The sequence below is a fragment of the Acinetobacter sp. YH16031 genome (assembly GCF_013417335.1).
Taxonomy (GTDB): Bacteria; Pseudomonadota; Gammaproteobacteria; order Pseudomonadales; family Moraxellaceae; genus Acinetobacter.
On sequence record NZ_VPED01000030.1, the window covers coordinates 14,307 to 38,897 of the forward strand.

Consider the following 24,591-nt stretch of genomic DNA (forward strand, 5'->3'; position numbering starts at 1 on the left):
AAAAATAGCATGCCTAAAGAAATTATTATTCCATCAGGAACATCGAAACCATTAGCACCGTATGTACCGGCAACCAAGGCAGACAATATTGTGTATGTATCCGGTACATTGGCTTTTGATGAAAATAATAACGTTGTGCATGTCGGTGATGCGGCAGCCCAGACCCGTCATATTTTGGAAACCATCAAACGTGTCATTGAAGAAGCCGGTGGCAGCATGGATGACGTGACTTTCAATCATGTATTTGTCAAAGACTGGGCAGATTATGCGGCGATTAATGCCGTTTATGCAGAGTATTTCCCGGGAGATAAGCCGGCACGGTATTGCGTACAGACAGGTTTGGTCAAACCTGATGCGCTAGTCGAAATTGCTTCGATTGCCCATGTATAAGCCGATCCACCTGATTCAATCTCATTACTAGATGCCCCAGGTCTGAAACTGAACATCGACTTGGGGTAGGGAGAACAGCATGAATGCCAAACTATCTAAAATCATCACAGAGACAGTTGCAGAAAATAAAGCATTAAATAAGGTTTTGGCGACTAACGCATCAGATGACATCTTTACCCAAGTTGATCAGCAGATTTTCCGTCAAGGCATGTCCAATCTCGGGGCTGCAGTCAATGTCATTACCACGCAAGGTGAGGCAGGAATGGCTGGATTTACCGCTTCGGCCGTATGCAGCGTGACGGATACACCACCAACGTTGCTGGTGTGTCTGAACCGTTCTGCTTCAGTTTATGAAACCTTTAAAAAGAATCAGGTGTTGTGTGTGAATACCCTGGCATCACATCAACAACATCTTTCCAATCTGTTTGGTGGAAAAACACCAATGGCAGAGCGTTTCAGTCAGGGGAACTGGAAAACGTTGGTGACCCAGTCGCCTGTACTTGAAGATGCCTTAGTCAGTTTTGACTGCGAGGTGGTCCAATGTTTATCCGTAGGCAGTCATGACGTGCTGTTCTGTGAGGTGAAAGCCATGTGCCAGAGTCAAGGCAATGCGCTGATGTACTTCAACCGTTCTTACTGTGAGCCACACAAAATGTGCTAATTCAATTCAATCCTAATCAAGGAGGGGAAGCCGATGCAAGAAAAAGAAACGTGGTTTCCAAAATTTAAGCCTTACCAAGGCAATCTCGATACCACACCCGTGCAAACAGATGAATATCTGCCTGCTGGAAAAAGTATTATTCTCGGGTTGCAGCATGTGTTTGCCATGTTTGGCGCAACCGTGCTGGCACCCTTATTAATGGGGTTTGATCCCAATCTCACGATTTTCATTACTGGGATTGGGACCATTTTATTTTTCCTGATCACGGGCGGTCGATTGCCTAGTTATCTGGGATCAAGCTTTGCCTTTATTGGTGCGGTCGTCGCAGTGACGGGTTATTCAGGGGTTGGAGCCAATCCAAATATAGGATTAGCCCTTGGCGGTACGATTGCTTGCGGTATTGTTTATGCCTTGATTGGTCTGCTGGTGATGAAAACTGGCACCAACTGGATTGAAAAACTGATGCCGCCAGTAGTGACAGGCGTGATCGTGATGATCATCGGTTTGAATCTGGCACCCGTCGCGATTAAGAGTGTTTCAGCGAATCAGTTTGATTCGTGGATGGCTTTAATCACGATTATCTGTATCAGTGTGATTGCTGTGTTTACCCGAGGAATGGTACGCCGTCTATTATTGTTATTGGGCTTATTATCTTCCTACCTGATTTATTTCCTTTTCACCAATGTGATGGGCTTCGGACCTGCGATTGATTTTACCAAGGTCAGTGAAGCAGCATGGTTTGGTTTGCCAAATTTCCAGAGTCCGGTCTTTGAAATAAATGCCATGCTAATGATTGCACCAGTGGCAATTATCTTGGTTGCAGAAAATCTGGGACACTTTAAGGCAGTCTCTGCGATGACCGGTAAAAACCTGTCACCGTATATGGGACGCGGTTTCTTTGCTGATGGGGTGTGTACTTCATTGTCAGCTTCTGTCGGTGGTACAGGCATGACCACTTATGCCGAAAATATCGGTGTAATGGCAGTCACCAGAGTTTATGCAACCACTGTATTTGTCTTTGCTGGTATCTTCGCAATTTTACTCGGACTTTCGCCTAAATTTGGCGCAGTGATCAGTACCATTCCAGTGGCTTTATTGGGTGGTGCATCGATTGTCGTATTTGGTCTGATTACGGTGGCTGGTGCGAAAATCTGGGTGGATAACCGTGTTGATTTCACCAAGAACAGTACGCTGATTATTGGTGCCGTCTGTCTGATCATGGGCACAGGCAACTATAGCTTGCAGATCGGTGGTTTTGATCTGGGGGGTATTGGTACCGCAACCTTAGCCGCAATTCTATTGAATCTATTCCTGAACCGTGGTGAAGATAAAGAATTACCAGCATCTGAACCAGCTGAAACTGTAACCGAAGTTGAGGCTAAGCCAGTCGTTTAAAATGAGGAGCATTTTTTGAGTCATACAATTGCATTTTTAGGACTCGGGGCAATGGGCTGGCATATGGCCTCCCATTTGCCAAAACTCGGACATCAGGTGTGGGTCTGGAACCGTACTGAACAGAAAGCTGTAGCGCATGCCGAAACTTTTGTAACGCAGGCAGTTGGTATTGAGCAGGCGGTTCAGGCAGATTTTATCTTTTCCTGTTTACCGACCAGTCAGGATGTAGAAGCATTAATTGCAGCTCATCCACCCAAACAAGGTGCAATCTGGATTGACTGTACCAGTGGTGTACCGGAATCAGCACAGAAACTGGCGAAGCTCTTGGAGCAACAAAGCAGTTTTTATCTGGATGCACCGGTTTCTGGCCAAACCATTGGAGCGGAACGCGGTACTTTAACTGTGATGGTCGGAGGCAATGAACAAGCCTTTGAACAAGTCAAGCCGATCATTGATGCCTTTGCTGGCCTGATTGAATATGTGGGAGAAAGCGGTTCTGGTTTTGCGGTGAAAGCCGTGAATAATACCTTAATGGCGACTCACTTATGGGCCTTGGCTGAAGGGCTGACTGTGCTGAAAGGGCAGGGCGTTGATTTAAACAGTGCACTAAACTGTATTAATCATTCCAGTGGTAAAAGCAGCATGTCGGAAAATATCATGGCACAGCGTGTACTGAGCCGTGAGTTTCACAAGACCTTTGCGCTGGATTTATTGCAGAAAGATATTGGTATTGCCTTGGAACTGGTGCAGCAACAGCAACTGGATTTAACGGTGATGTCTTTGGTTCAGCAGGAGTTTCAGCAGATTTCCAAGCCACAGGCCAGCCAGCTGGATTTCTCCGCTGCGGTGCAAGGCTTGGAGCAACGTACTCAAATTGAATTAAGAGGATAATCTTTTCAAACAATATTAAAGACAGTGTTAAAGAAGTTATAGCTATAGATATATCATTTTAAAATTTAAAAAGCCGGGAATTTTAATTCCCGGCTTTATTATTGATAAGCCAGTTAAATAGCCTAAGCAATTCTTAATTCTGCTGATTCGCTTGATATTCCTGAATTACTTCAAGCGCTGCACGGAAGGCTTCCTGAGTGGCAGGGGCACCGCAGTAAGGCAGGCTATGCAGTAGCACTTCCTGGATTTCTTCAACTGTTGCACCATTATTCAAAGCGCCACGAACATGGCCTTTCAATTCAGTTGGGCTTTTTTGCGCGGTAAGAAAAGCAATAGTAATTAAAGAACGGTATTTACGTGGTAAAACCCCTTCACGTTGCCAGGTCGAACCCCAGGCATGTTCATTAATCCAGTCCTGCAAAGGTTGGGTAAAAGGAACCGTATTGTCCTGAGCACGTTTTACAAAACTTGCCCCCATCACTTCAGTACGGACTTTCAAGCCATTTTCATAATCTTGTTGTGACATCATTGACCCTCAATTTTATTATGGGTCTAGCTTAACGTTTTATATCTTAAATACCATCGTGCAATAGTCGTAAAAAAGTGGCTGAATAGCCACTTGAGATATCCAAAGTGAAGTCAAGAAATAACTTCACTTTGGAAAGCAAGATCCGATTGAGATAAGAGATCTATCTAAGGACTGGTTGAATGTGAAGGTGCACTTTGAATCGAAGTATCGGTACCTGTTGCATCTGCTTTCGAAATATGAGGATTTTCAAGTTCCAATACTTCCTGCAAATGCAGATCGAAGACATCAGTCAACATGCTGTCATAGCGACGCGCATTATAGTGCAGTAACTTATTGGCTTCTTCTTCATTAATAAAGCCTTGTTCATGGGCATCAGCCACATGATCAGCAAAACTAAGTCCTTTAAATTGACCTTTGTTTTCGGCTTTCTTAAAGCGATCCCAAAGCTGCTCAATCTCCAATAACATGGTGAAGGTTGATTCCATACGACCATTCACATCATCTTCCGCTGTGCTATAGAAAACATGCTTTTTCAGTACTTTCCGGAAAGCGTTATCTTCCATCATGACATTTGCGACTTCCTGTTTAAGTCGGTCAGATGGTTTCGCGACAGGTCGGCCAAATGGGAAACAGATAAGTTTGACCATGCCAGCAGCAACACCCACCGGGAAGTTCGCAAACAGGTCATAAAATGCTTCCTGAGCCGTATATAAAGATTTCTCAATTGCCAATTGTGCATGCAGACGTTCAGCTTCAGTTTTTTTGCTATGTTCAAAGAATTTCAGGATTGCCGTCGCAATAAACAGATGGGCATGAATATCAGCCAGACGGCCAGAAAGCATTTCCTTGCGTTTAATATCACCGGCAAGTAAACCCAGACACATATCTGCAGTCAGGGCAAAGTTGGCACTGAGCCGGTTAATAATCTTGTAATAAGGACGGGTAAAATCAACTGCACTTTGTGGCGCAGCACTTGAACCCCCGCTAAAAGCATAGGCAAAAGAGCGGGCAGTCCGGTTAAAGGTATAACCCAGATGTTTAAACAACATAGTATCGAATGGATTCAGAGCGGCTTTTGGGTCTTCAGCTTGCAGAAGCTGTAATTCTTCATATAGATAAGGATGGCAACGCATTGAGCCTTGACCAAAGATCATTAATGAACGGCTCAGAATATTGGCGCCTTCGACTGTAATCGATACTGGAATGGCCTGATAGTTGAGAGCCAGGAAGTTACGAGGCCCCATTTGAATAGCACGACCGCCCACGACATCCATACCATGATTGACGATTTTACGCATGGTCTCTGTGGCATAGTATTTGGCAATCGCGGTCATAACTGCCGGCTTACCACCTTGATTCAAGCCACAAGTCACTAAATAACGGAATGCTTCCAGCATATAGGCATCACTGGCAATTTCACTATTGGCTTCCTGTACGCCTTCAAATTTACCCACTGAAATCTTGAATTGCTGACGGATTCGCGAGAACGCACTGACATTCAGATAAGTCATTTCAGCACTGGAGGTAGACAAAGCCGGTAGGGAGATACCACGACCAACCGCTAGACATTCCATCAGCATACGCCAGCCTTTACCGGCATTTTTCACGCCACCAATGATCCAGTCTAAAGGAATAAATACATCCTTACCTTCAACAGTACCATTCATAAAAGGGGAGCCAGGATTATGACGTGGACCGACTTTTACCCCTTCATGATTGGCCGGTAGCAAGGCACAAGTAATCCCATAATCTGTTTTATCACCGAGTAAATGATCAGGGTCATACATTTTAAAAGCCAGACCAACCACGGTGGCAATTGGTGCTAGAGTAATCCAGCGTTTGGAGAAATTCATTCTCAGTCCCAAGACTTCCTGACCTTCAAACTGTCCATAGCAGACCACACCGGTATCTGGAATCGCACCGGCATCTGAACCGGCTTCAGGACTGGTCAGACCAAAACATGGGATTTCTTCACCTTTGGCCAGACCGGGTAAATAACGATCTTTTTGCTCATCGGTACCATAATGTAGTAACAACTCACCCGGCCCAAGTGAGTTAGGCACCATACAGCTCACAGCAGCAGTGAGAGAGCGTGAAGAAATTTTGCTCATCACCCGGCTTTGAGCAAATGAACTAAAGGCACGACCGCCGTATTCTTTGGGAATAATTAGTCCCAAGAAGCCATTATCTTTAATATATTGCCAGATATGTTCAGGCAGCATTTTCTTCTCATGAATTTCCCATTCATCCAGCATGCTACACAGTGTTTCAACTTCGTTATCCAAGAATGCCTGTTCCTCAACGGAGAGTCTTGGATAGGGATAGCTATTAAAAGTTTCCCAGTTCGGCGCACCCATAAAGAGTTCTTTTTCCCACCAGCTAGTACCAGAATCCAAAGCTTCACGTTCTGTCGGGCTAATGCTTGGCATGGCATCCGCTAAAGCTTTATAGGCTGGCCTGGAAATGAAGGACATACGCAAAGGTTCGATCATGACGACCAGACTGATCAGGATCATGGGAATACCCAGAATCAGTGACCAAGGACTGATAAAGGCACAAACTACTGAAATGATAATCAGGGTAATTGCACCAATGGTACGGGATAGTTGAAAAAAGAAAATCGCCCATAAACTGGCAATAAGAAGAAGTACGGCGAAAATAAATAGCATTGTTATATTTCTCCGGGGTCATACAATTGTGATGCTGCCGATCTCCATAAGGTGTCTTCATAAGACTTGATCAATTTTTTTACATCGCTTAAGCAACTGGCAAGTTCACAATTGTTGTTGTGAGAACGATCGTTATTAAATATTTCAACGATATATTGAAGTGTTTTATCTGTTTTTGAGATTGTTTGAAAAATGCGCAGTCTTCAAGTGAGAACACGCAAAGAAATGTGAAGATAAGTAATAACTTAATCTCTAAGAGATGGTAGGTAAAATAATTAAAAAGTGAACAAATATAAATTTAGTTAGGCATAAAAAAGCCCTCTACTTAAGAGGGCTTTGATCTAATTCATTTTAAGCTTCAATTGCCTGTACAGCGATTTTTTTCGCTGGATCAACTTTACGGCGTACTTCTGGAACCGGTTCACCATAGTATTGACGATCCGCAAAGTAACTTGAACGTACCATCGGTGCTGACCAGATATTCTTAAAGCCAAGCTTACGGCCATGTTCTGCATAACGTTCGAATTCTTCTGGTGTTACAAAACGGTCGATTGGTGCATGCTGTTTAGATGGCTGTAGATACTGGCCAATGGTTACATAATCTACGTCATGCGCTTTCAGGTCATTTAACAGAGCGAGAACTTCTTCTTCAGTTTCACCGATACCGACCATCAAACCACATTTGGTTGGAATTTCTGGGCAATAATCTTTAAACATTTTCAAAAGATTTAAAGAGTGCTGATAATCAGAACCTGGACGCATGGCTTTATATAGACGTGGCACAGTTTCGATGTTGTGGTTAAACACGTCTGGTGGACATTCAGTCATGATACGTAAAGCAATATCCATACGACCACGGAAATCAGGTACTAGAATTTCCAGCAAAGTCTTTGGACTCAAAGCACGAGCTTCTTTAATGCAGTCCACAAAATGCTGTGCACCGCCATCCAGCAGGTCATCACGGTCTACTGAAGTGATGACTGCATATTTCAGACCCAGGTTGGCAATTGTTTCTGCCATATGACGCGGTTCATCCGGATCCAGTGCATTTGGACGACCATGTGCCACATCACAGAACGGACAGCGACGCGTACAAATATCACCCATAATCATAAAGGTTGCTGTACCCCCACCAAAACATTCAGGCAGGTTCGGACAGGCCGCTTCTTCACATACGGTATGCAGTTTTTGCTGACGAAGTGTAGTTTTAATACGCTGAACTTCTTCGGGAGCGGCCATTTTCACGCGGATCCAGTCCGGTTTACGTGGCGTTTCAACCGTAGGAACAACTTTTACAGGAATACGGGCGACCTTTTCTGCGCCGCGAAGTTTGATACCCTGTTCAGGTTTACGGTTTTCAGACATATATAACTTTTCCACTGTTTTGAAGGAGGGAGATAAATCAAAGTTAACACTTTTTTAATTATAACGAAACTCGGGTGAAATAGGGCGAAAAGGATTATTCATTTAAAAAATGTTCTTATCACACAATATATGTAAGTTAAATACACCAAATCGGCAGCAATTACGTCATAATATAGCGTAGATTAAAGCAAAATTTTTTAATTTTAAGGAGCGTTGAATGCCACGTAAAAAAGAGGTCGTTAGTGGGACTTTCGTTAAGTACGATGCGGTAGTTCTAGGTTCAGGCCCTGCGGGCGAAGGCGCGGCAATGAAACTTGCCAAATCTGGTAAGCGTGTTGCAATTGTGGATATGCGTGAACAGCTGGGTGGTAACTGTACTCACGTAGGTACGATTCCAAGTAAGGCATTGCGTCAGACGGTATCTAGTATTATCCGTTATCAACGTGATCCAATGTTTCAAAAAGTAGGTGAATGGAAACAATTCACCATGAAACAGGTACTGCGCAATGCACATAAAGTCATTCAGCAGCAGGTAGATACCCACTCACGTTTTTATGACCGTAACAAGATTGATATCTATCATGGTCGTGCTTATATTCAAGACGAAAATACGATCTTTGTATTTACACCAGATGGCATAAAAGAAACTATTATGTTCCAGCAACTGGTGATCGCAACTGGTTCACGTCCATACCGTCCAGAGATTCTTGATTTCAATCATCCACGTGTATTTGATTCAGACAAAATTCTGGATCTGGATTTCTCAATCCAAAAAATCATTATTTATGGCGCAGGTGTGATTGGCTGTGAATATGCATCGATCTTTATTGGATTGGGACATAAAGTTGACCTGATCAACACCCAACCAAAACTGCTCAGCTATTTAGATGATGAAATTTCTGATGCATTGTCTTATCACTTACGTGAACAGGGTGTATTGATCCGTCATAATGAACAGATCGACTTCCTTGAAACTTCTGATGATTATGTGGTTCTACATACACAAAGCGGCAAGAAAATTAAAGCTGATGCCATCCTGTGGTGTAACGGCCGTTCAGGGAATACTGACGGTTTAGGCCTTGAAAATATTGGCCTGAAACCAAACAGTCGCGGTCAATTAACCGTGAATGAGCAGTATCAGACTGAAGTCGAAAATATCTATGCTGCAGGTGACGTGATTGGCTGGCCATCATTGGCTTCTGCTGCCTATGACCAAGGTCGTTGTGCAGGTGCCAACATGAGCGGTGAACAAGACGTTGCACCTGTGACTGATATTCCGACTGGTATTTATACCATTCCGGAAATTTCTTCGATCGGTAAAACTGAGCAGCAGCTGACTGAAGAAAAAATCCCGTATGAAGTGGGTCAGGCTTCTTTCCGTCATCTGGCGCGTGCGCAGATTACCGGTGATACAGTTGGCGAATTAAAAATCCTGTTCCATCGCGATACGCTGGAAGTTCTGGGTGTTCATTGCTTCGGTAATAATGCTTCAGAAATTATCCACATTGGTCAGGCAGTCATGAACAGCCCGAACAATACGATCAAGTATTTTGTAGAAACCACATTCAACTATCCAACAATGGCAGAAGCTTACCGTGTGGCAACCTTGAATGGTATGAACCGTTTATTCTAATTTGATTTATTCAGGTTAGATCAAAAACCCGCAGGTTTGGCTTGCGGGTTTTTTTATTTTTCAGATTGAAAAAATTCAATTTTGTCAGTAATGCTGGAAATTAGGCTGCCATTTTGCGGCATTCTTCAGCACAGCGACGGCAAGCTTCGGCACATTGCTGGCAATGATCATCCTCATGATGGCCACATTCTTCTACACAATAATCGCAAGCTTTAGCGCATAGCTCGCAAATCTCTTTGATAAATGGAGATTGCTTTTGTTGCATGCGGGCGCAGAGCTGACACAGATCAGCACAGTCCAGACAGCGCTGGATACATTCCCGCATCATTTCTAAATGTTCTTCTTTCAGGCAGGCACTGGCACAGTTGGTACAGGCCAGAGAGCAGGTCATACATGCACGAACACAATCTGAAAACTGAATCTCGTTCATTTTCTTCTCCTTTTTGCGGCTATAGTAATCGCTTGTTTTTTAATACGCTAAGCAGAAAAGGAAAAATACACTAGGCAGTTTGAGTGAGAAAAAGTAATCCAATCACCGATTTTGTTAAAAGCTGTATTTTTAAAAAATTTAATTTAAAACCTCTATCCTGATATTCCCAAAATAGGATGACTAAAAATTTAAAAATAAAACCATTGAGGCGGTCATTCCTCAATGGCGGAAAATCTACATGATGAGTCGTTATTGTCGAAGGCTTAAATGACCTTTCTCTTTATTATATTTTTATGGTGATTAAAATGGACGACTACCTGCCAGGCTGATACGTTTTAATAAACGGCGCTGATCAGCAGGGAAAGGACGGCGTGAATGTAGAGTAACCTGATTGTCCCAGAACACGATATCGCCTGCTTCCCAATGGTGCTCATAAGCGAATTCAGGTTTTAAGACATGCTCACGTAATTTTGCAATCAGTTCACTACCTGCCTGATCGTCATAATTCACCAGCTCAACTTCGGTATGGGTATTTAACCAAAGTGCTTTACGGCCAGATTCAGGATGGGTGCGTACCAGTGGGTGCGGGTAGGCGTGACCTAAAATTGGCTGATCTTTAAAGCGATATTTTGGCATATTACCCGCATACGCATTGCTACCTTTATTGCTCTGGAAGCGTACAAATGGATTATAGGTAATGAGCTGTAACTGATCGATTTTTGCTTTGGTTTTTTCATCTAAGGCTTCATAAGCCTTGATGGTATTGATCCAGGACGTCTGGCCACCGTCTTTTGGCAGTTCAATGGCATAGAGTAAAGAGCCAAAAGAAGGTAACGGTGTCCACTGGTGATCGGCATGCGGGGCAAGTTCACCATGACCGGTGTAATCCCCTTGACCGACTGCATTGGAAACTAGTACGACATCAGGTGGAATGCCGGTATCTGTTTTAGAAGCCAGTACTGGCGTGTCAGCATCTGGACGGAAGATTGAACCGAAATAGGTGGCAAATGCCAGATACTGTAGATCATCTAGACTTTGATTTTTAAAAATCAGGATCAAATGTTCAGCCAGAGCTTGCTTCAGACGCAGGATAGTTTCACCAGCTTGGGCTTTGCGGGCATCGAGGCCATAAACCACTGCGCCTAGGGCTTGATCTGCCTGCGGGACAATTTTGATTTCATCAGTATTCTGGAACTGATCTTGCTGATGCCAGCGTGGTGCATCGTGAATGGCTTGTGAAAGTTGGGTCAAGCTTGTCATTGGAAAGTCTCTGAATTTTCTTGTTGCAGAAAATCTAAAAAAAACCAGAGCAAAAATAAAATCAAAAGAATTGCTAAACTTATGAAAAACTTAATAAAAATATCTAAATGATTGATTTGATATCTTTTAATTAAAATGGCAAAACAAAGTCCTAAAGCTGCTGAAAAATGTCAAATATTTGACAATCAGTGTGCGCAAAAAGCCTGATTAAAGTACTCAAACAGTTCTGGAGTCTGGCTCCAGAGCAATAGAGAAATAGCGAGGAGAAGTACCATTGCTATCGCAATCGAAAGCTTGAGCAGAAAGGTGGAATCAGTCATGTACGATTTGCTCCTCATTTACCCATAAGTGCACCAGTACGCCAAAAATACTTAAGGCAATCGACAGCATCCATACCGCATTATAATTGCCACTCATGTCATGGTTTACACCGCCGAGCCAGCCGCCAAAGAATGAACCGACCTGATGGGTAAAGAATACAATCCCGCTGAGCATGGTCAGATATTTCACGCCAAACATATTGGCAACAATACCGTTGGTCAGTGGTACGGTAGAAAGCCATAATAATCCCATGATGACACCAAACGCATAGACCGTCCAGGTGCTTAAAGGCAGCATCAGAAAGGCGATAATTGCAAGCCCGCGCAGACCGTATAAGCCCATTAGCAGACGTGGTTTGGAATATTTTCCACCGAGCCAACCAGCCGTATAGGTACCGACAACATTAAACAGGCCCACCAGCGCCAGGAAAATGGTGCCAGTTGTAGCATTGAATCCATGATCAATCAGATAACCCGGCAGGTGAATCCCGATAAAGACCACCTGAAAGCCACAGACAAAAAAGCCCATCGCCAGAAACCAGAATGGCTTATGGTTTTTGACTACCACTAAAATCTGTTTAAAGCTGAGTGATACCTTATTCGGTGTAGATACGGCATTTGGATCGACATACATCGGGGCTTTTAGCATCCAGGCCAAAGGTACAATCAAAGCGATTAAAATTGCGCTGACGACAAGTGCTGCTGACCAGCCGACATTCTGTAAAAGTAACAGCGTTGAGGGCAGCATAATAAACTGGCCGAAGGAGCCTGCTGCACTGGCGATCCCCATTGCCAGACTGCGTTTTTCAGGTGGTGCAGCTCGTCCAACCGCAGACAATAAAACTGGGAAAGAAGTGGCAGACAAAGCTAAACCTAAAATCAGTCCGACGCTGAGATTCAATAATAATCCAGTCGAACTGACAGCCATCAATAACAGGCCAAGCGCATATAAGGCACCGCCAATGGCAACGACAATCTTGCTGCCATATTTGTCAGCGAAGGCACCAGTAATAGGCTGAACAGCACCCCAGATCAGGTTCTGCATGGCAATGGCCAAACTAAAGACATTATGACCCCAACCAAATTCTTCACTCATTGGCACTAGATATAGGCCAAATGCATGACGAATCCCCAAAGATAAAGCCAGAATAATGGCAGCGCCAATCAGCATTAAAATCAGGGTCCTGGAAAATTGACTGTCAGCCATAAGTCATTCAAGCATATAAAGTTGATAGGTATAGTATTCGATTCAACTTAGAGAGGCGATAAAATAAAAATTAATCAAACGATAAATTTTTTTTATAGTTATATAAAATGCCTAAACGCAGAACAACGGCCGTAGCCGTTGTTCTGAAGCATTCAGTTTTTTTAATGAAAGAATTAATTGATTAGAAACGCATCCCGAATCCGGCATAGGCCAGAATTGGATTAACTTCAATATCGGCCTTAGAGGTAATTAATTCACCCAAACTATCATCAGAAACAGTAATAGTGGTTTCATTTTTAAGATGGGCATAAGACAATGAACCCACTGCAAACCAGCGTTCATTAAAATCATAGGTGAAACCGACGGTAGCTATCGGAGCGAATGCATCGGTTGCTTCAAGATCAACTGTAGGATTGGCATTGCTCGGTTTACCTTCCAGTGAAGCTCCAGCATTGCCTTCTTTGATATTGGCAATCATATGTCCGGCTGCAATCAAATCCTGTTCAGTACGCGGGTTAATCTCCAATTCATTAAAGTAAGCATACATTACCCCTAAGCCGACATAAGGGCGAAACTTATTAACTCCGGTTTTTCCAAAATGATATTGCAATTCAAAAGCAGGCGTCCAGGCACGTGCTGATGCTGCAGGACCATGAGCTTCTAAATCAGTAATAAAAATATCATTTTGCAGATCGATATTCAGGAATTCTAAAGGCAAACTACCGATTTGAGGTGTAGCAATCGCAGCGAAAGGAGCATAAATTTTTCCTTTGCCCTGTAAGTCCACTTTGGGTGGAATGCCGGCTTTCATTTCAAGTGATACGTGATCGGTAAAAAAGTAATTACTTAAAATCCCAAGGGTAGTGACATCATCTGCTTCCAGACCGGTGCCCGGATTATTCCACTCCTCCAACCCTTGAATTCGTGAACTACCGCTGAGTCCACTACCTAATTCACCACCGGTAAAAAAACCCAGAAATTCTAATGCTGCTGCAAGACCCTCTTGGTCAACATTAGAATTCAAGTTATTCAATACGGTATCGACTTGAATAGCACCATTTCTGGCAACTTCACCATTTTTTACAGCAGTATTAACTTGAAAGGGCTGAGCTTTTCCTTGTGGCATGACATGCAGTGCACCGACTGAAACGGAAAATCGTTTAAAGCCATCGCCATCCTGTAGGCTGAAATATGGGGATTCTGCATGTGCAAGCAGGGGTAATGTGGCTAGACCTGCCATGCATACCATGATTGTCTTCATTGTTCAGAGGACTCCTTGTCCGTGCTAGTTATTTGTTTTTCTATTGAACAATTTAGTTAAATCTCACCAATTTACACAGTTACAGAACGAGTAGTGAAAAGTTAACAGAAAGTAAAAAATGCCAAAGTTTGTATAAATTGTATTAATAAAATATATATTTATGTAAAAATTATTATGAATAGTGAAGATAAATAGGATATTAATTTTTATAAAATTTTCAGTTTTATCGAAGTAATAGAATAATAAGTGGGTAATATTTTTCTCATTAATCTAAGTTTTAAATAATGATTTAAGCTTTCTATCCTGGACGTGATTTGTACAAGAAATCAGGAAATTTTCTGCTTTAAACTCACTAGAAAAAGCTTGAATAAATTTAGCTAACCGATGGTACACAGCAGATAGAGTTTTTTTGTACAATAGCCGCATAAATTATTGAGTATTGCGCATGAGCTCCCAAAATTCTCCCAAGAAAAAGCCACTGGTTAATTTACCGTTTCCATTAAAACAGGCAGAACAATCTGCTTCAGATGAAGTTCTGGAAGATCTGCGACCTAAACCGCAGCGTTATGCTGATCGGACCTGGATGCCACCTCGTGGTACACGCCGTTCAATGGGCAAACGTTAAAAAATAAAAAAGCCATGAAGTTCATGGCTTTTTTATGAGTAAAATTTGGGAGCTACCTTAGCGAACTGTTTTACGTGCTTTATTTTCAGGTTTTGGTGGGGCAATCTCACGATCGCCTTTCCAGACATCAATAAAGTCTTTTTCATTGATATTATAAAGTTCCAGTAGCGCCAGAATTACGGCACCAAACAGCATGGAACCTTCAGAATTATTCTGAAAGTCAAAAATCTTGCCATTCAGGTTATGCAGAATATCTTCAATCTCGAATACACGATCACGACCATTGCTGTCGACCGGATAAATCTGAGTATTGAGCAGAATCTTGGCCAGACTCTTTTCATTATCGGTCAGTGCCAGAACATCAATCAGCTCATCTGTCGCCGGAGTAAAAATCACTGAATCCCGGAAGATGGTATGCAGGAATTGCGACGTAATTTTCGGAAGCGCTTTTTCTACAAAAGGCCGGAAAGATTGCGGAAAAATGACATTGTGAGAAATGCCTTTGAACATCGGAGCAATTTCTTCGACTTTATAACCAGCAATGCCGCAACCGACTGAAGTAATAAAATATTTAATTTTAGGATGGTTCTTGGTGTAAATCTTGAAGTCATCAATATAGTGCTGGATCTGTGAGAGAGGCATCTGTTGCAAATGCTCATTCATAGTCGGAATAGCATAACTTTGACCTGCCCAGCCACGACCAACCCCCATAACCGCCCCAAAATGCTCATAAGCTGTTCGAGCTGCACCTCCGGCATGTTGTCCGGCTAAATTGCTTCCGAAAACAAATACCGTATTTTCTGGCAGAGATTTAACAATACTTTCATCGTGATAATGGTAAGTCATGGCTTTTTTATTCGATGTCCTGATTAGCTTCATGTTGCCTTTGAACGCTATAAGGGTCAAGGTGAAATTAATCTTTATTACATCATCAGATATGGCAGAACTTTATCCAGAAATTTTAGCTGAATAGCGAATAAGCCAGAATAAGGTAAGGAACCGAATCAAAACTTATACTGATTCAATTTTGATAGAAAAGATTAGAACTAAAATGGTTTTAGGCTACGAAAGCATAATATTTCACTCGATTTATTTTACTAAACAGAAACCTGGATAGGGATTGAGTAATTCAGTTTTACCCCCATAATAAATTGAGTCGATATCCGCAGTGAAATTATTAAAGCTATGAGTGATAAACAACCCTTTGAACTGGTGACTAATTATCAACCTGCTGGCGATCAGCCACAGGCCATTGAAAAGCTGGTCAAGGGTATAGAAAAAGGCTATCACGATCAGCTTTTGCTGGGGGTTACCGGTTCGGGTAAAACCTATACTATGGCCAATGTCATCGCCCGTACCCAGCGTCCGACTATTGTCATGGCCCATAACAAAACGCTGGCTGCACAGCTCTACGGTGAATTTAAAGCATTTTTTCCGAATAATGCGGTTGAATATTTCGTCAGTTATTATGACTACTATCAGCCAGAAGCCTATGTACCATCTTCAGATACCTTTATCGAGAAAGATGCGGCAATTAATGATCATATTGACCAGATGCGTCTTTCGGCAACGCGTGCCTTATTAGAACGTCGCGATGCGATTATTGTTGCTTCGGTGTCTGCAATTTACGGTCTGGGTGATCCGAATGCCTATATGAGCATGTTGCTGCATGTGGTGGAAGGTGACCGCATTGGTCGTGATGATATTATCCGTCGTCTGGTCGAAATGCAGTATTCACGTAATGAACTGGAATTCCTGCGTGGTACCTATCGTATCCGTGGTGAGATCATTGATATTTTCCCAGCCGAATCGGATCAGGATGCCATCCGGATTGAACTGTTTGATGATGAAGTCGACTCCATTCGCTGGTTTGATCCTTTAACCGGGAAAATGATCCGTAAAGTGCCGCGTGTCACGATCTATCCTAAAAGTCACTATGTAACACCGAAAGACAATCTGGCTCGCGCGATTGAAACGATTCGAGATGAGTTAAAAGAACGTCTGGTCTTTTTCCGTGAAAATGACAAGTTGCTGGAAGCTCAGCGGATCGAGCAGCGTACCCGTTATGATCTGGAAATGATGCAGCAGCTCGGTTATACCAACGGGATCGAAAACTATTCACGTCATTTATCTGGCCGTCCGGCAGGTGAGGCACCGCCAACGCTTTTTGATTATGTACCCGATGATGCCTTGCTGATTATTGATGAATCGCATGTGACCGTTCCACAAATTGGAGCCATGTACAAAGGTGACCGTTCCCGTAAAGAAAATCTGGTGAATTACGGTTTCCGCTTGCCAAGTGCGCTGGATAACCGTCCGATGAAATTTGAGGAATGGGAACGTATTGTACCGACGACTGTGTACGTCAGTGCAACACCTGCAAGATATGAACTGGAAAAATCTGAACAGGTGGTCGAGCAGGTGGTTCGTCCAACCGGTCTGATTGATCCGGAAATTGAAATCCGTCCAGTCCTGACTCAGGTCGATGATGTATTGTCTGAAATCAATATTCGTAAGGAAATGAATGAACGTGTGCTGGTGACCACATTGACCAAGCGCATGGCAGAAGACCTGACGTCCTATTTAAAAGAATATGGAATCAAGGTTGCCTATTTGCACTCCGATATTGATACTGTTGAGCGTGTGAAAATTATTCATGAGCTGCGTACCGGTGTGCACGATGTTCTGGTCGGCATTAACCTGCTGCGTGAAGGTCTGGATATGCCAGAAGTTTCACTGGTTGCGATTTTGGATGCGGATAAAGAAGGTTTCCTGCGTTCAGAGCGTTCATTGATCCAGACCATTGGTCGTGCTGCACGTAACTTGAAAGGTAAAGCGATTTTGTATGCGGATCGCATTACCGATTCTATGCAAAAAGCCATTGATGAGACTGAACGCCGTCGTGCCAAACAGATTCAGTTCAATGAAGAGCATGGTATTACACCGCGTAGTGCAGTGCGTCAGGTGATTAAGGAAATTGATACGGGTGAAGTGCTGGATGATGAAACTATTGAGCTGAAAGCTTCCGATCAGGCCCGAGCGATCAGTGCAGATGAGCGTCATATCATGGCCGATCCGAAGATGTTCGCGAAGCATATCAATAAACTGGAAAAAGAAATGCTCAAGGCTTCAAAAGAGCTACAGTTTGAGCAGGCTGCACGTATACGGGATGAAATTTTACGTTTAAAAGCGCAGATGTTAAGTTAGGTCTGTGTTTAAATTACAGATTTAAATTACGTAAAATCAATCACAAACCTAACATAATGCTACAAAGTATGTCTGCGGATGCCGCTATTGTAAGTACGAAATATTCATGTTGAAAATTTTGTCCTGATCAAATAGGTATCGTATGACAACTAAAAATAATCTCCCTCATGCGGGATTGAAACTTGCAAAAATTGCAGTGGGTGGTGCAGTTCTACTTGGACTCGGGGCTGCAACCATGGCTTATGCCAAGAACGATTCTTTACCCACTGTAGAGAAAGTTGAATTGGACCGTTATCTGGGCACTTGGTATGAAGTGGCTCGTAAACCACTTTCGTTCCAGAATAAGTGCGATCGTGACGTTACGGCGACATATACATTAAATGAAAATGGTAACGTTAATGTAGATAACCGCTGTATCCAGAAAAATGGTCAGGTGACTCAATCCGTAGGTGAGGCATACATTCAGAATGCTCCTTATAACACCAAGCTCAAAGTAAGTTTCTTGCCAGAGTTTATTCGCTGGTTACCAGTGGGCCGTGGCGATTATTGGGTATTGAAACTGGATGATAATTATCAAACTGTACTGGTCGGCGAGCCTAAACGTAAATATATGTGGGTATTGTCACGTGATCCTCAACTGGATCAGAATGTGGTGAATGAATACCTGCAATATGCGCAATCTGTGGGTTACGATTTGAGTGATGTGATTCATACTAAACAGACCCAACAGGCAAGAAAATAAAAAGCCACTCGGGTTATGTATAAAAACCATGTTTCGGCATGGTTTTTTAATGCTTCTCTTTTTTGAATCATGTATTTTGCCTTGTTATCACCTTTGGTCAGATGAATCTTCAAGCTTTATTTTAGACTAATCGTTATAATGCGCTGGAGTGATTTTAGGTTTGAAGCATGTATAAAGGCATTGCATTATCGGTATTGGCATCAGTGGTATTTGGTGTTCTTTATATATTCACGCCATTTTTGCAGCCTTTAGACAGTGAACAGACCTTTGCCTGGCGGATGCTGGCGACCATTCCATTTTTGACTGCGTTCATGTGGTGGTCAGGTGACCTCAGCCATATCACTCAAATTTTAAAACGCATTCTCAAACAACCTGCTTTTCTGATCTGGTTGATCATCAGTTCCTTGTTATGTACCACACAGCTGTGGCTCTTTTTATGGGGACCAATTAATGGCCGCGGTTTACAGGTATCCCTGGGATATTTTCTGTTGCCTTTAGTCATGGTGCTGGTCGGATGTGTGCTCTATAAAGAGAAGTTGTCACGCTGGCAGATGGCAGCAGTCGCACTGGCCATATTAGGTGTAGGACATGAAATCTGGCGAATCGGTTCGATCGCGTGGGAAACGGTGTATGTAGCACTTGCATATCCGCTGTATTTCTTTATGCGCCGTAAATTTCAGACAGATCATTTAGGAGGTTTCTGGTGGGATCTCTTCATCATTCTGCCTGTCGCGATTTACCTGGGCTTTATTCATAGCGATTCCATGCAATTGATTCTTAATGCACAGCATCTGATTTTTGCGGTATTGGGTCTAGGCTTTCTAAGTGCGTTAGGATTGGGAAGTTATATTCTGGCAAGCCGCTATTTGCCATTTGTTATTTTTGGGCTATTAAGTTATCTGGAACCAGTACTTTTGGCCTTTGCGTCTATGGCATTAGGGGAGCGGGTTGAAGCCGGCGAATGGCTGACCTATCTTCCGATCTGGCTAGCCGTCGTATTGTTGGTAATTGAAGGTATTTTGCATTTACGTCAGCAAAAGCTGAAACAACGCGAACTTATGCAGAAAGTAGAAAAGCTGGAACAACTTAAAGAGAAATGATTTTCGAAAATATTAAATTCCAGATCGTGTAGCTTTAATTAGACAATATTTGTAGATTGTCAGTCTAGATAATGTAAAATTCGAGACATTCATCACAAAATAACAAGATATCACGATTTATTTGGGAAATTGTATGTCAGAAATCGCTATTCCATATCAATTACGTGCACGCCTGTCACAGCTAGAGCCAAGCCTGGATTTGGAATGGCAACGTGAACTCAGAACAGTTCTGGCTGATGTATCTGCCGAGCTTAAAGAAAGTATCGATTTTCAGATTTTAAAACCCAAAAAAATTCTCTGGGATCGTGATGCCAATCAATATCGATACCAGGCTCAACATTCGGTCGAGTTGCTCAGTCAAAAGTTTTTAAATGACCGGATGCGTTATTATGCCAGCACCTTTGCCTTATCCTTGCAAAGCCTGAAAGGCTTAAATGACAGTTTGCAGATTGCGGATTATCTGGAAAATGCACTTGAGCAAATTGATAAAATCGAAGTCGATGAAAACTTTCAGATGCAGCGTGAAAAACTGGAACTGCGCCGAACCTTTTTGCTAAATGCTGCTGAAATTATCCGTGAACTGAAGTTGCAACCTCTAGAAGGGGTGCGCCAGCTGACTGAAGAGCATGTGAAATGCTTTATTACCGAGGTGTTTATCAAGCAGCAACTCCTTGGTTATTGGTACAAACCTCTATTAAAAAAACAAACGGTGGAAATGAAACATCCACTGTTTCGCTATTTCCTGATCAAAGAACAAGAAATCCGTCATTTTGATATTGTCCGTACTTCGCGATTTTTATTCATTGTTGCGCCAGTGATGGATGTACAACAGAATCCATATTCTATTCGCCGTTTCCTGATTGAAGAAAAGGGTGCACTTGAAGATCAGGTTTACCTGAATGTTCTTGTCCTGGATTTGAAAGAGGATATGGATGAGGAAGTGGTCGAAACGCTGAAATCACAGATGCAACGTATGGTAACCTTGCAAAGCCAGATTCATCTGGACGTGATTGATATTGTGCATGATCTGGAACAAATCTCAGAACAAAAGCTACTGCCTTTACTAGTTGAACCCATTCAGGTGGTAGAAAAAAATGCCGATGTGGTGGCACAGCGACATTTGAAAAACTTTGAGGAAATTCTGACTCGGGAATTGTTATTACCCATGCGTGATGCGATCCGTGATCATCTTTCTCATATTGAAGAATTTTCTTATTTATATTTGCACGTACATAAAATCTTTTCTGAAATTCTGGCCTATTACCGCGATTTCAAATCGCAGCCAGCGTTTATGTTTAACCAATATATCCAGAATTTTGAATATAAATTACTGGGATTTATTCGCCTGCTGGAAAAACGCAAAGGTGAAACCTTTATTCCGACCAACTCGCATGAGTGGCAGGTGATGCACCAGCGTTCCGAGCAGCCGGTCAAGGATATTCAGTCTACAATTGCAGATAATGTGCAGCAATATCGGGATTTGAAAAAATATATCAATACGCTACATCGTCAAAAGAGAGAGCATGAGAAGAAGTCCATTTTCAAGAAACTATGGACTAAGGACACTTCAGATCAGGATATTGAAATCGCACTGAACAGATTGCAGCAGTTAAAGCGCAGCATGTTTTTAGAAATTATTCAGGTTCCACGTACCTATGAAAACAGCAGTGTTTTTCTGGAATTTGAAAGTTTACAGAATTTACAACAGGTCGAACGCCATTATGCTTTTCCATGTGGAGATAATGGTTTGACCCGCTTACCAATCCTGATTCATTTACCAGAAACCTATGACGATTTTGATGTAGAAAACTTCCATGCCTCTATGAGTCTGGACATGAGTTTTTCAGCAGGAACTAAAGTGCAGCTTAATCAGGAAAATGCCATCAGTTATGAACTCTAGTCCTGGCTGAATAAACAACACTTAACAAAAATCTGGGTTTTATAGTTAATAGATGATTTTTCAAATTTTAAATGCAAAATCATCTGACTAATTACAATTATTTTCAAAATTTATAGTGAATATATCGGATTTTCGGCCAGAGTTAATCAGCTTTTGATTCAAACTTGCGGCCAATTCCATTACAATTATCGGGTTTTGAAATTTATGCTTAGATTTACAATTAATTAGAGGACGTATCTGTGAGCAAAGACACTATCGTTGCCCTCCATGCAGAGCACCAAGGTCGTTGGAAAAACCGTGAAGAACTTGCGGAACGTATGATTGCCCTAGTAGGTCAGTTATATCGTGAAAAAAATATCGTAGCTACAGTTTACGGTCGCTCTTTAATTAACCGTTCTGTAATCCAGATCCTTAAAGCGCATCGTCGTACTCGCGTATTAGACGTTGAGCTTTCTGTTGTAGACACTTTCCCAATCCTTGAAGCATTGGCAAAAGTGGAAAACATCGGTACTGCTGAAATTGATCTAGGCAAACTTGCTGTTGAATTCAAAGCAAAAGGTGGTGATGTTAACGCATTCGTTGCTGACGCTGTGAAATCACTTGAAGGCAATGCAACTTCTGTAGAAGGTAAAGACGTGGTGCTTTACGGTTTCGGTCGTATCGGTCGTATCCTGGCCCGTTTGATGATCAGCCAGTCAGGTCTAGGCCGCGGCTTGAACCTGAAAGCAATCGTAGTTCGTAAATCATCTGACGGTGACCTTGAAAAACGTGCGTCTTTATTACGTCGTGACTCAATCCACGGTCCATTTGCGGGTACGATTTCTGTAGACGAAGAAAACGAAGCAATCATTGCAAACGGCCAGTTCATCAAAGTGATCTATGCATCTAATCCATCTGAAGTGGATTACACTGCATACGGTATCGAAAATGCTTTAGTGATCGACAACACTGGTAAATGGCGTGATGCTGAAGGTCTTGCTCAACACCTGAAATGTCCAGGCGCTGCTCGCGTAATTCTGACTGCACCTGGTAAAGGTGACATGAAGAACGTTGTATTTGGTGTGAACCAGGCTGACATCCTTGATGAAGATCAAATCATCTCTGCTGCAAGCTGTACTACCAATGCGATCACTCCAACACTGAAAGTGTTAAACGACAAATACACAGTGATCAATGGTCACGTTGAAACAGTTCACTCGTTCACAAACGACCAGAACTTGATCGACAACTACCATAAAGCTGATCGTCGTGGCCGTGCTGCAACATTGAACATGGTTATTACTGAGACTGGTGCTGCTAAAGCGGTTGCGAAAGCACTTCCTGCACTGAAAGGCAAGTTGACTGGTAACTCTGTACGTGTTCCTACGCCAAACGTATCTCTTGCAATTCTGAACCTGACTTTAGACAAAGAAGTTGATCGTGATGAAGTAAATGAATACATTCGCCAAATCTCAATCAATTCTAACCTTCAAGGTCAAATCGGTTATACAAACTCGACTGAAGTTGTATCTTCTGACTTTATCGGTTCTCGTACTGCAGGTGTATTCGACGCTCAAGCGACCATCACTTCAGGCAACCGTTTAACTTGCTACGTTTGGTATGATAACGAAGTAGGTTATAGCTGCCAGGTACTTCGTATTGCTGAGCAAATGGGCGGCGTAAGCTATCCAAAAGTTCCTGCTGAAACAAATGCATAATTTGTAGAAGTCATCTAAAAAAAGAGCCTCTTTTGAGGCTCTTTTTTATTGTGGAAAATAAAGTTGGCCAATCAGCTTAATAAAATCATATACATTAATTGATGGATAATTCACCTTGATACGCTCATATGAATCTGTTAGCTTACAAATGGTAAGTACATTAAAAATAGTAAGTAATAACTAAAAACCGTGATCAAGAAAGGAACTCTTCAATGACCAAGTATGCAATCAGTCCATTGTTGGGACAGGTGCTATCTAATGAATGCCCATCCCGTGAAATACTGGAACATCTCACCAATAAATGGTCAGTGCTAGTATTGCGCTGTTTAAGTGAAGGTGTACATCGCTTTAGTGAGCTGAAACAGCGAATTGAAGGGGTCAGTGAAAAAATGCTGGCGCAAACCTTAAAAATGCTGGAGCAAGATGGTTTTATTTTAAGAACGGTTTATCCCGTTGTACCACCCAAAGTTGAATATCAATTGACGATTACCGGTTCGCAAGCAGCAGAAAAAATAAATTATTTGATTGGCTGGGTAGAACGGAGTTTGCCAGAGATTTTGAAAAATAAAGAGCGTGTTGCTAAATAAAGTTTAAATTGCTTTTGGGGAAGCAATAAATGGATAAGTCAGAAAATTTAGTTGCTCGATTATTGGCAGTCTACGCAATTATCCTAACTTTATGCATCGCAATTTATGCGATCTTTCGACTTTTAGAAGCTGATCTCACTTTAGCGACTAATCTTTTACTTTGGTCAGCTGCAATCTTTGCTCCAATAGCCGTATTAATGACTTATACAAGCTGGAGAGAGCAGAAAGGGAGTGAAATTCTATCTAGTATATCTAAAGATAATTATGCATCTTTGCTTGAATTAGAGAATCATTTGATAGATGTAGCAAATAGCGTGAAATATCAATTTAGATCATGGCAATTAAGTGCAAATAGAGAAAAACTTTTTAATAACCAGTATCTTTTTGAAATTGAAAAATTAAAAGATCGAACATCTTCACTCAAAAAGAATCTGGATATGATAGTTCGGTGTCAAGAGGAAAATATAGAATTAAAGACATTGGTAAATAATTTTAATTCTGAATGTGAGTTGGTGAAAGAAGGTATAAAAGAACTCTGTGATCATATTAGAACATAGGGTAACGATGATACTTACTTTAAAGATAATTATTTAAAACTTAGATTAGCATTTGAAGTGCAACACCATGTTGTTGCCATAATACCTGACTCGGACTTTTAAAGCCGAGTCTTTTTCTTGGACGATGATTCAAGCGTTGAGTAATTTCTGCAATATATGCATCCG

The 24,591-nt window shown here is 42.1% G+C and carries 22 protein-coding genes; 13 read left to right on the forward strand and 9 right to left on the reverse strand.

Annotated features, from left to right (window positions below):
* Window positions 1-9 precede the first annotated feature (9 nt).
* The 4 genes from rutC (at window position 10) to FTV31_RS12435 (ending at window position 3,337) form a co-directional block, all read left to right on the forward strand.
* Window positions 10-390, forward strand: coding sequence for a pyrimidine utilization protein C (rutC, locus tag FTV31_RS12420; protein ID WP_180015110.1), 381 nt, complete (start codon window positions 10-12; stop codon window positions 388-390).
* A gap of 145 nt (window positions 391-535) precedes the next feature.
* On the forward strand, window positions 536-1,051 hold the full coding sequence (gene rutF, locus FTV31_RS12425; RefSeq protein WP_373686987.1) for an NADH-dependent FMN reductase RutF: 516 nt from the start codon (window positions 536-538) through the stop codon (window positions 1,049-1,051).
* A 33-nt stretch (window positions 1,052-1,084) separates the two neighbouring features.
* Window positions 1,085-2,446, forward strand: coding sequence for a pyrimidine utilization transport protein G (gene rutG / locus FTV31_RS12430; protein ID WP_071851883.1), 1,362 nt, complete (start codon window positions 1,085-1,087; stop codon window positions 2,444-2,446).
* A 15-nt stretch (window positions 2,447-2,461) separates the two neighbouring features.
* Window positions 2,462-3,337 (forward strand): NAD(P)-dependent oxidoreductase, encoded by an 876-nt coding sequence (locus FTV31_RS12435; protein WP_180015114.1) that lies wholly within the window; start codon window positions 2,462-2,464, stop codon window positions 3,335-3,337.
* A 133-nt stretch (window positions 3,338-3,470) separates the two neighbouring features.
* Here FTV31_RS12435 and FTV31_RS12440 read toward each other — a convergent pair whose 3' ends face one another.
* From FTV31_RS12440 to lipA, 3 genes are all read right to left on the reverse strand, one after another.
* Window positions 3,471-3,863 (reverse strand): carboxymuconolactone decarboxylase family protein, encoded by a 393-nt coding sequence (locus FTV31_RS12440; RefSeq protein WP_180015134.1) that lies wholly within the window; start codon window positions 3,861-3,863, stop codon window positions 3,471-3,473.
* 167 nt (window positions 3,864-4,030) lie between these two features.
* A complete protein-coding gene (locus tag FTV31_RS12445) occupies window positions 4,031-6,535 on the reverse strand; it encodes an acyl-CoA dehydrogenase (protein WP_180015116.1) in 2,505 nt (834 codons plus the stop codon).
* Window positions 6,536-6,886: 351 nt separating this feature from the next.
* Window positions 6,887-7,900: a lipoyl synthase gene (lipA, locus tag FTV31_RS12450; protein ID WP_180015118.1), complete on the reverse strand. Its 1,014-nt coding sequence runs from the start codon at window positions 7,898-7,900 to the stop codon at window positions 6,887-6,889.
* A gap of 217 nt (window positions 7,901-8,117) precedes the next feature.
* On the opposite strand from lipA, the gene sthA reads away from it, so the two are divergent.
* Window positions 8,118-9,533, forward strand: a complete 1,416-nt coding sequence (gene sthA / locus FTV31_RS12455; protein WP_005234884.1) for a Si-specific NAD(P)(+) transhydrogenase — start codon at window positions 8,118-8,120, stop codon at window positions 9,531-9,533.
* Between the two features lie 100 nt (window positions 9,534-9,633).
* Here sthA and FTV31_RS12460 read toward each other — a convergent pair whose 3' ends face one another.
* The 5 genes from FTV31_RS12460 to FTV31_RS12475 all read right to left on the reverse strand — a co-directional run bounded on the left by FTV31_RS12460 (window position 9,634) and on the right by FTV31_RS12475 (window position 14,011).
* Window positions 9,634-9,963, reverse strand: coding sequence for a four-helix bundle copper-binding protein (locus tag FTV31_RS12460; protein ID WP_004782738.1), 330 nt, complete (start codon window positions 9,961-9,963; stop codon window positions 9,634-9,636).
* Window positions 9,964-10,263: 300 nt separating this feature from the next.
* Window positions 10,264-11,223: a TauD/TfdA family dioxygenase gene (locus FTV31_RS12465; RefSeq protein ID WP_180015120.1), complete on the reverse strand. Its 960-nt coding sequence runs from the start codon at window positions 11,221-11,223 to the stop codon at window positions 10,264-10,266.
* Window positions 11,224-11,408: 185 nt separating this feature from the next.
* Window positions 11,409-11,543, reverse strand: a complete 135-nt coding sequence (locus tag FTV31_RS17330) for a hypothetical protein (RefSeq protein WP_257218399.1) — start codon at window positions 11,541-11,543, stop codon at window positions 11,409-11,411.
* Window positions 11,536-12,750: an MFS transporter gene (locus tag FTV31_RS12470; protein WP_180015121.1), complete on the reverse strand. Its 1,215-nt coding sequence runs from the start codon at window positions 12,748-12,750 to the stop codon at window positions 11,536-11,538. Before FTV31_RS12470 ends, FTV31_RS17330 begins: the two co-directional genes overlap by 8 nt.
* 181 nt (window positions 12,751-12,931) lie before the next feature.
* Complete coding sequence (locus tag FTV31_RS12475) at window positions 12,932-14,011, reverse strand: OmpW family protein (protein ID WP_180015123.1); 1,080 nt, start codon at window positions 14,009-14,011, stop codon at window positions 12,932-12,934.
* 445 nt (window positions 14,012-14,456) lie between these two features.
* On the opposite strand from FTV31_RS12475, the gene FTV31_RS12480 reads away from it, so the two are divergent.
* Window positions 14,457-14,636 (forward strand): hypothetical protein, encoded by a 180-nt coding sequence (locus FTV31_RS12480; protein WP_004782731.1) that lies wholly within the window; start codon window positions 14,457-14,459, stop codon window positions 14,634-14,636.
* A 57-nt stretch (window positions 14,637-14,693) separates the two neighbouring features.
* Here the strand turns inward: FTV31_RS12480 and FTV31_RS12485 are convergent, their stop codons facing one another.
* On the reverse strand, window positions 14,694-15,482 hold the full coding sequence (locus tag FTV31_RS12485; RefSeq protein WP_034580895.1) for a hypothetical protein: 789 nt from the start codon (window positions 15,480-15,482) through the stop codon (window positions 14,694-14,696).
* 339 nt (window positions 15,483-15,821) lie between these two features.
* Here FTV31_RS12485 and uvrB point away from each other — a divergent pair, with 339 nt between their 5' ends.
* From uvrB to FTV31_RS17335, 7 genes are all read left to right on the forward strand, one after another.
* Window positions 15,822-17,843 (forward strand): excinuclease ABC subunit UvrB, encoded by a 2,022-nt coding sequence (gene uvrB, locus FTV31_RS12490; protein WP_034170047.1) that lies wholly within the window; start codon window positions 15,822-15,824, stop codon window positions 17,841-17,843.
* A 142-nt stretch (window positions 17,844-17,985) separates the two neighbouring features.
* Window positions 17,986-18,585 carry a lipocalin family protein gene (locus tag FTV31_RS12495; RefSeq protein WP_180015125.1) on the forward strand — a complete coding sequence of 200 codons (600 nt, stop codon included), beginning with the start codon at window positions 17,986-17,988 and terminating at the stop codon, window positions 18,583-18,585.
* A 167-nt stretch (window positions 18,586-18,752) separates the two neighbouring features.
* The gene (gene rarD, locus FTV31_RS12500; protein ID WP_180015128.1) at window positions 18,753-19,685 is read left to right on the forward strand and encodes an EamA family transporter RarD; all 933 of its coding nucleotides are present in this window, start codon (window positions 18,753-18,755) and stop codon (window positions 19,683-19,685) included.
* Window positions 19,686-19,818: 133 nt separating this feature from the next.
* The gene (locus tag FTV31_RS12505) at window positions 19,819-21,585 is read left to right on the forward strand and encodes a hypothetical protein (RefSeq protein WP_180015130.1); all 1,767 of its coding nucleotides are present in this window, start codon (window positions 19,819-19,821) and stop codon (window positions 21,583-21,585) included.
* A gap of 239 nt (window positions 21,586-21,824) precedes the next feature.
* Window positions 21,825-23,282 (forward strand): glyceraldehyde-3-phosphate dehydrogenase, encoded by a 1,458-nt coding sequence (locus tag FTV31_RS12510; protein ID WP_004782721.1) that lies wholly within the window; start codon window positions 21,825-21,827, stop codon window positions 23,280-23,282.
* Between the two features lie 212 nt (window positions 23,283-23,494).
* A complete protein-coding gene (locus FTV31_RS12515; protein WP_180015132.1) occupies window positions 23,495-23,869 on the forward strand; it encodes a helix-turn-helix domain-containing protein in 375 nt (124 codons plus the stop codon).
* A gap of 29 nt (window positions 23,870-23,898) precedes the next feature.
* Entirely contained in the window at window positions 23,899-24,426 is a 528-nt protein-coding gene (locus FTV31_RS17335; protein ID WP_257227184.1) for a hypothetical protein, read from the forward strand.
* The last annotated feature ends 165 nt before the right edge of the window (window positions 24,427-24,591 follow it).

Excerpts from the sequence above, each read along its gene's own strand:
- FTV31_RS12475 (WP_180015123.1), bottom strand. The coding sequence starts at position 14,011 with ATGAAGACAATCATGGTATGCATGGCAGGTCTAGCCACATTACCCCTG.
- rutC (WP_180015110.1), top strand. The coding sequence starts at position 10 with ATGCCTAAAGAAATTATTATTCCATCAGGAACATCGAAACCATTAGCA.
- FTV31_RS12480 (WP_004782731.1), top strand. The coding sequence starts at position 14,457 with ATGAGCTCCCAAAATTCTCCCAAGAAAAAGCCACTGGTTAATTTACCG.
- rarD (WP_180015128.1), top strand. The coding sequence starts at position 18,753 with ATGTATAAAGGCATTGCATTATCGGTATTGGCATCAGTGGTATTTGGT.
- rutG (WP_071851883.1), top strand. The coding sequence starts at position 1,085 with ATGCAAGAAAAAGAAACGTGGTTTCCAAAATTTAAGCCTTACCAAGGC.
- FTV31_RS17335 (WP_257227184.1), top strand. The coding sequence starts at position 23,899 with ATGGATAAGTCAGAAAATTTAGTTGCTCGATTATTGGCAGTCTACGCA.
- uvrB (WP_034170047.1), top strand. The coding sequence starts at position 15,822 with ATGAGTGATAAACAACCCTTTGAACTGGTGACTAATTATCAACCTGCT.
- FTV31_RS12465 (WP_180015120.1), bottom strand. The coding sequence starts at position 11,223 with ATGACAAGCTTGACCCAACTTTCACAAGCCATTCACGATGCACCACGC.
- FTV31_RS17330 (WP_257218399.1), bottom strand. The coding sequence starts at position 11,543 with ATGACTGATTCCACCTTTCTGCTCAAGCTTTCGATTGCGATAGCAATG.
- FTV31_RS12460 (WP_004782738.1), bottom strand. The coding sequence starts at position 9,963 with ATGAACGAGATTCAGTTTTCAGATTGTGTTCGTGCATGTATGACCTGC.
- lipA (WP_180015118.1), bottom strand. The coding sequence starts at position 7,900 with ATGTCTGAAAACCGTAAACCTGAACAGGGTATCAAACTTCGCGGCGCA.
- FTV31_RS12445 (WP_180015116.1), bottom strand. The coding sequence starts at position 6,535 with ATGCTATTTATTTTCGCCGTACTTCTTCTTATTGCCAGTTTATGGGCG.
- FTV31_RS12485 (WP_034580895.1), bottom strand. The coding sequence starts at position 15,482 with ATGACTTACCATTATCACGATGAAAGTATTGTTAAATCTCTGCCAGAA.
- sthA (WP_005234884.1), top strand. The coding sequence starts at position 8,118 with ATGCCACGTAAAAAAGAGGTCGTTAGTGGGACTTTCGTTAAGTACGAT.
- FTV31_RS12505 (WP_180015130.1), top strand. The coding sequence starts at position 19,819 with ATGTCAGAAATCGCTATTCCATATCAATTACGTGCACGCCTGTCACAG.
- FTV31_RS12470 (WP_180015121.1), bottom strand. The coding sequence starts at position 12,750 with ATGGCTGACAGTCAATTTTCCAGGACCCTGATTTTAATGCTGATTGGC.
- FTV31_RS12495 (WP_180015125.1), top strand. The coding sequence starts at position 17,986 with ATGACAACTAAAAATAATCTCCCTCATGCGGGATTGAAACTTGCAAAA.
- FTV31_RS12440 (WP_180015134.1), bottom strand. The coding sequence starts at position 3,863 with ATGTCACAACAAGATTATGAAAATGGCTTGAAAGTCCGTACTGAAGTG.
- FTV31_RS12515 (WP_180015132.1), top strand. The coding sequence starts at position 23,495 with ATGACCAAGTATGCAATCAGTCCATTGTTGGGACAGGTGCTATCTAAT.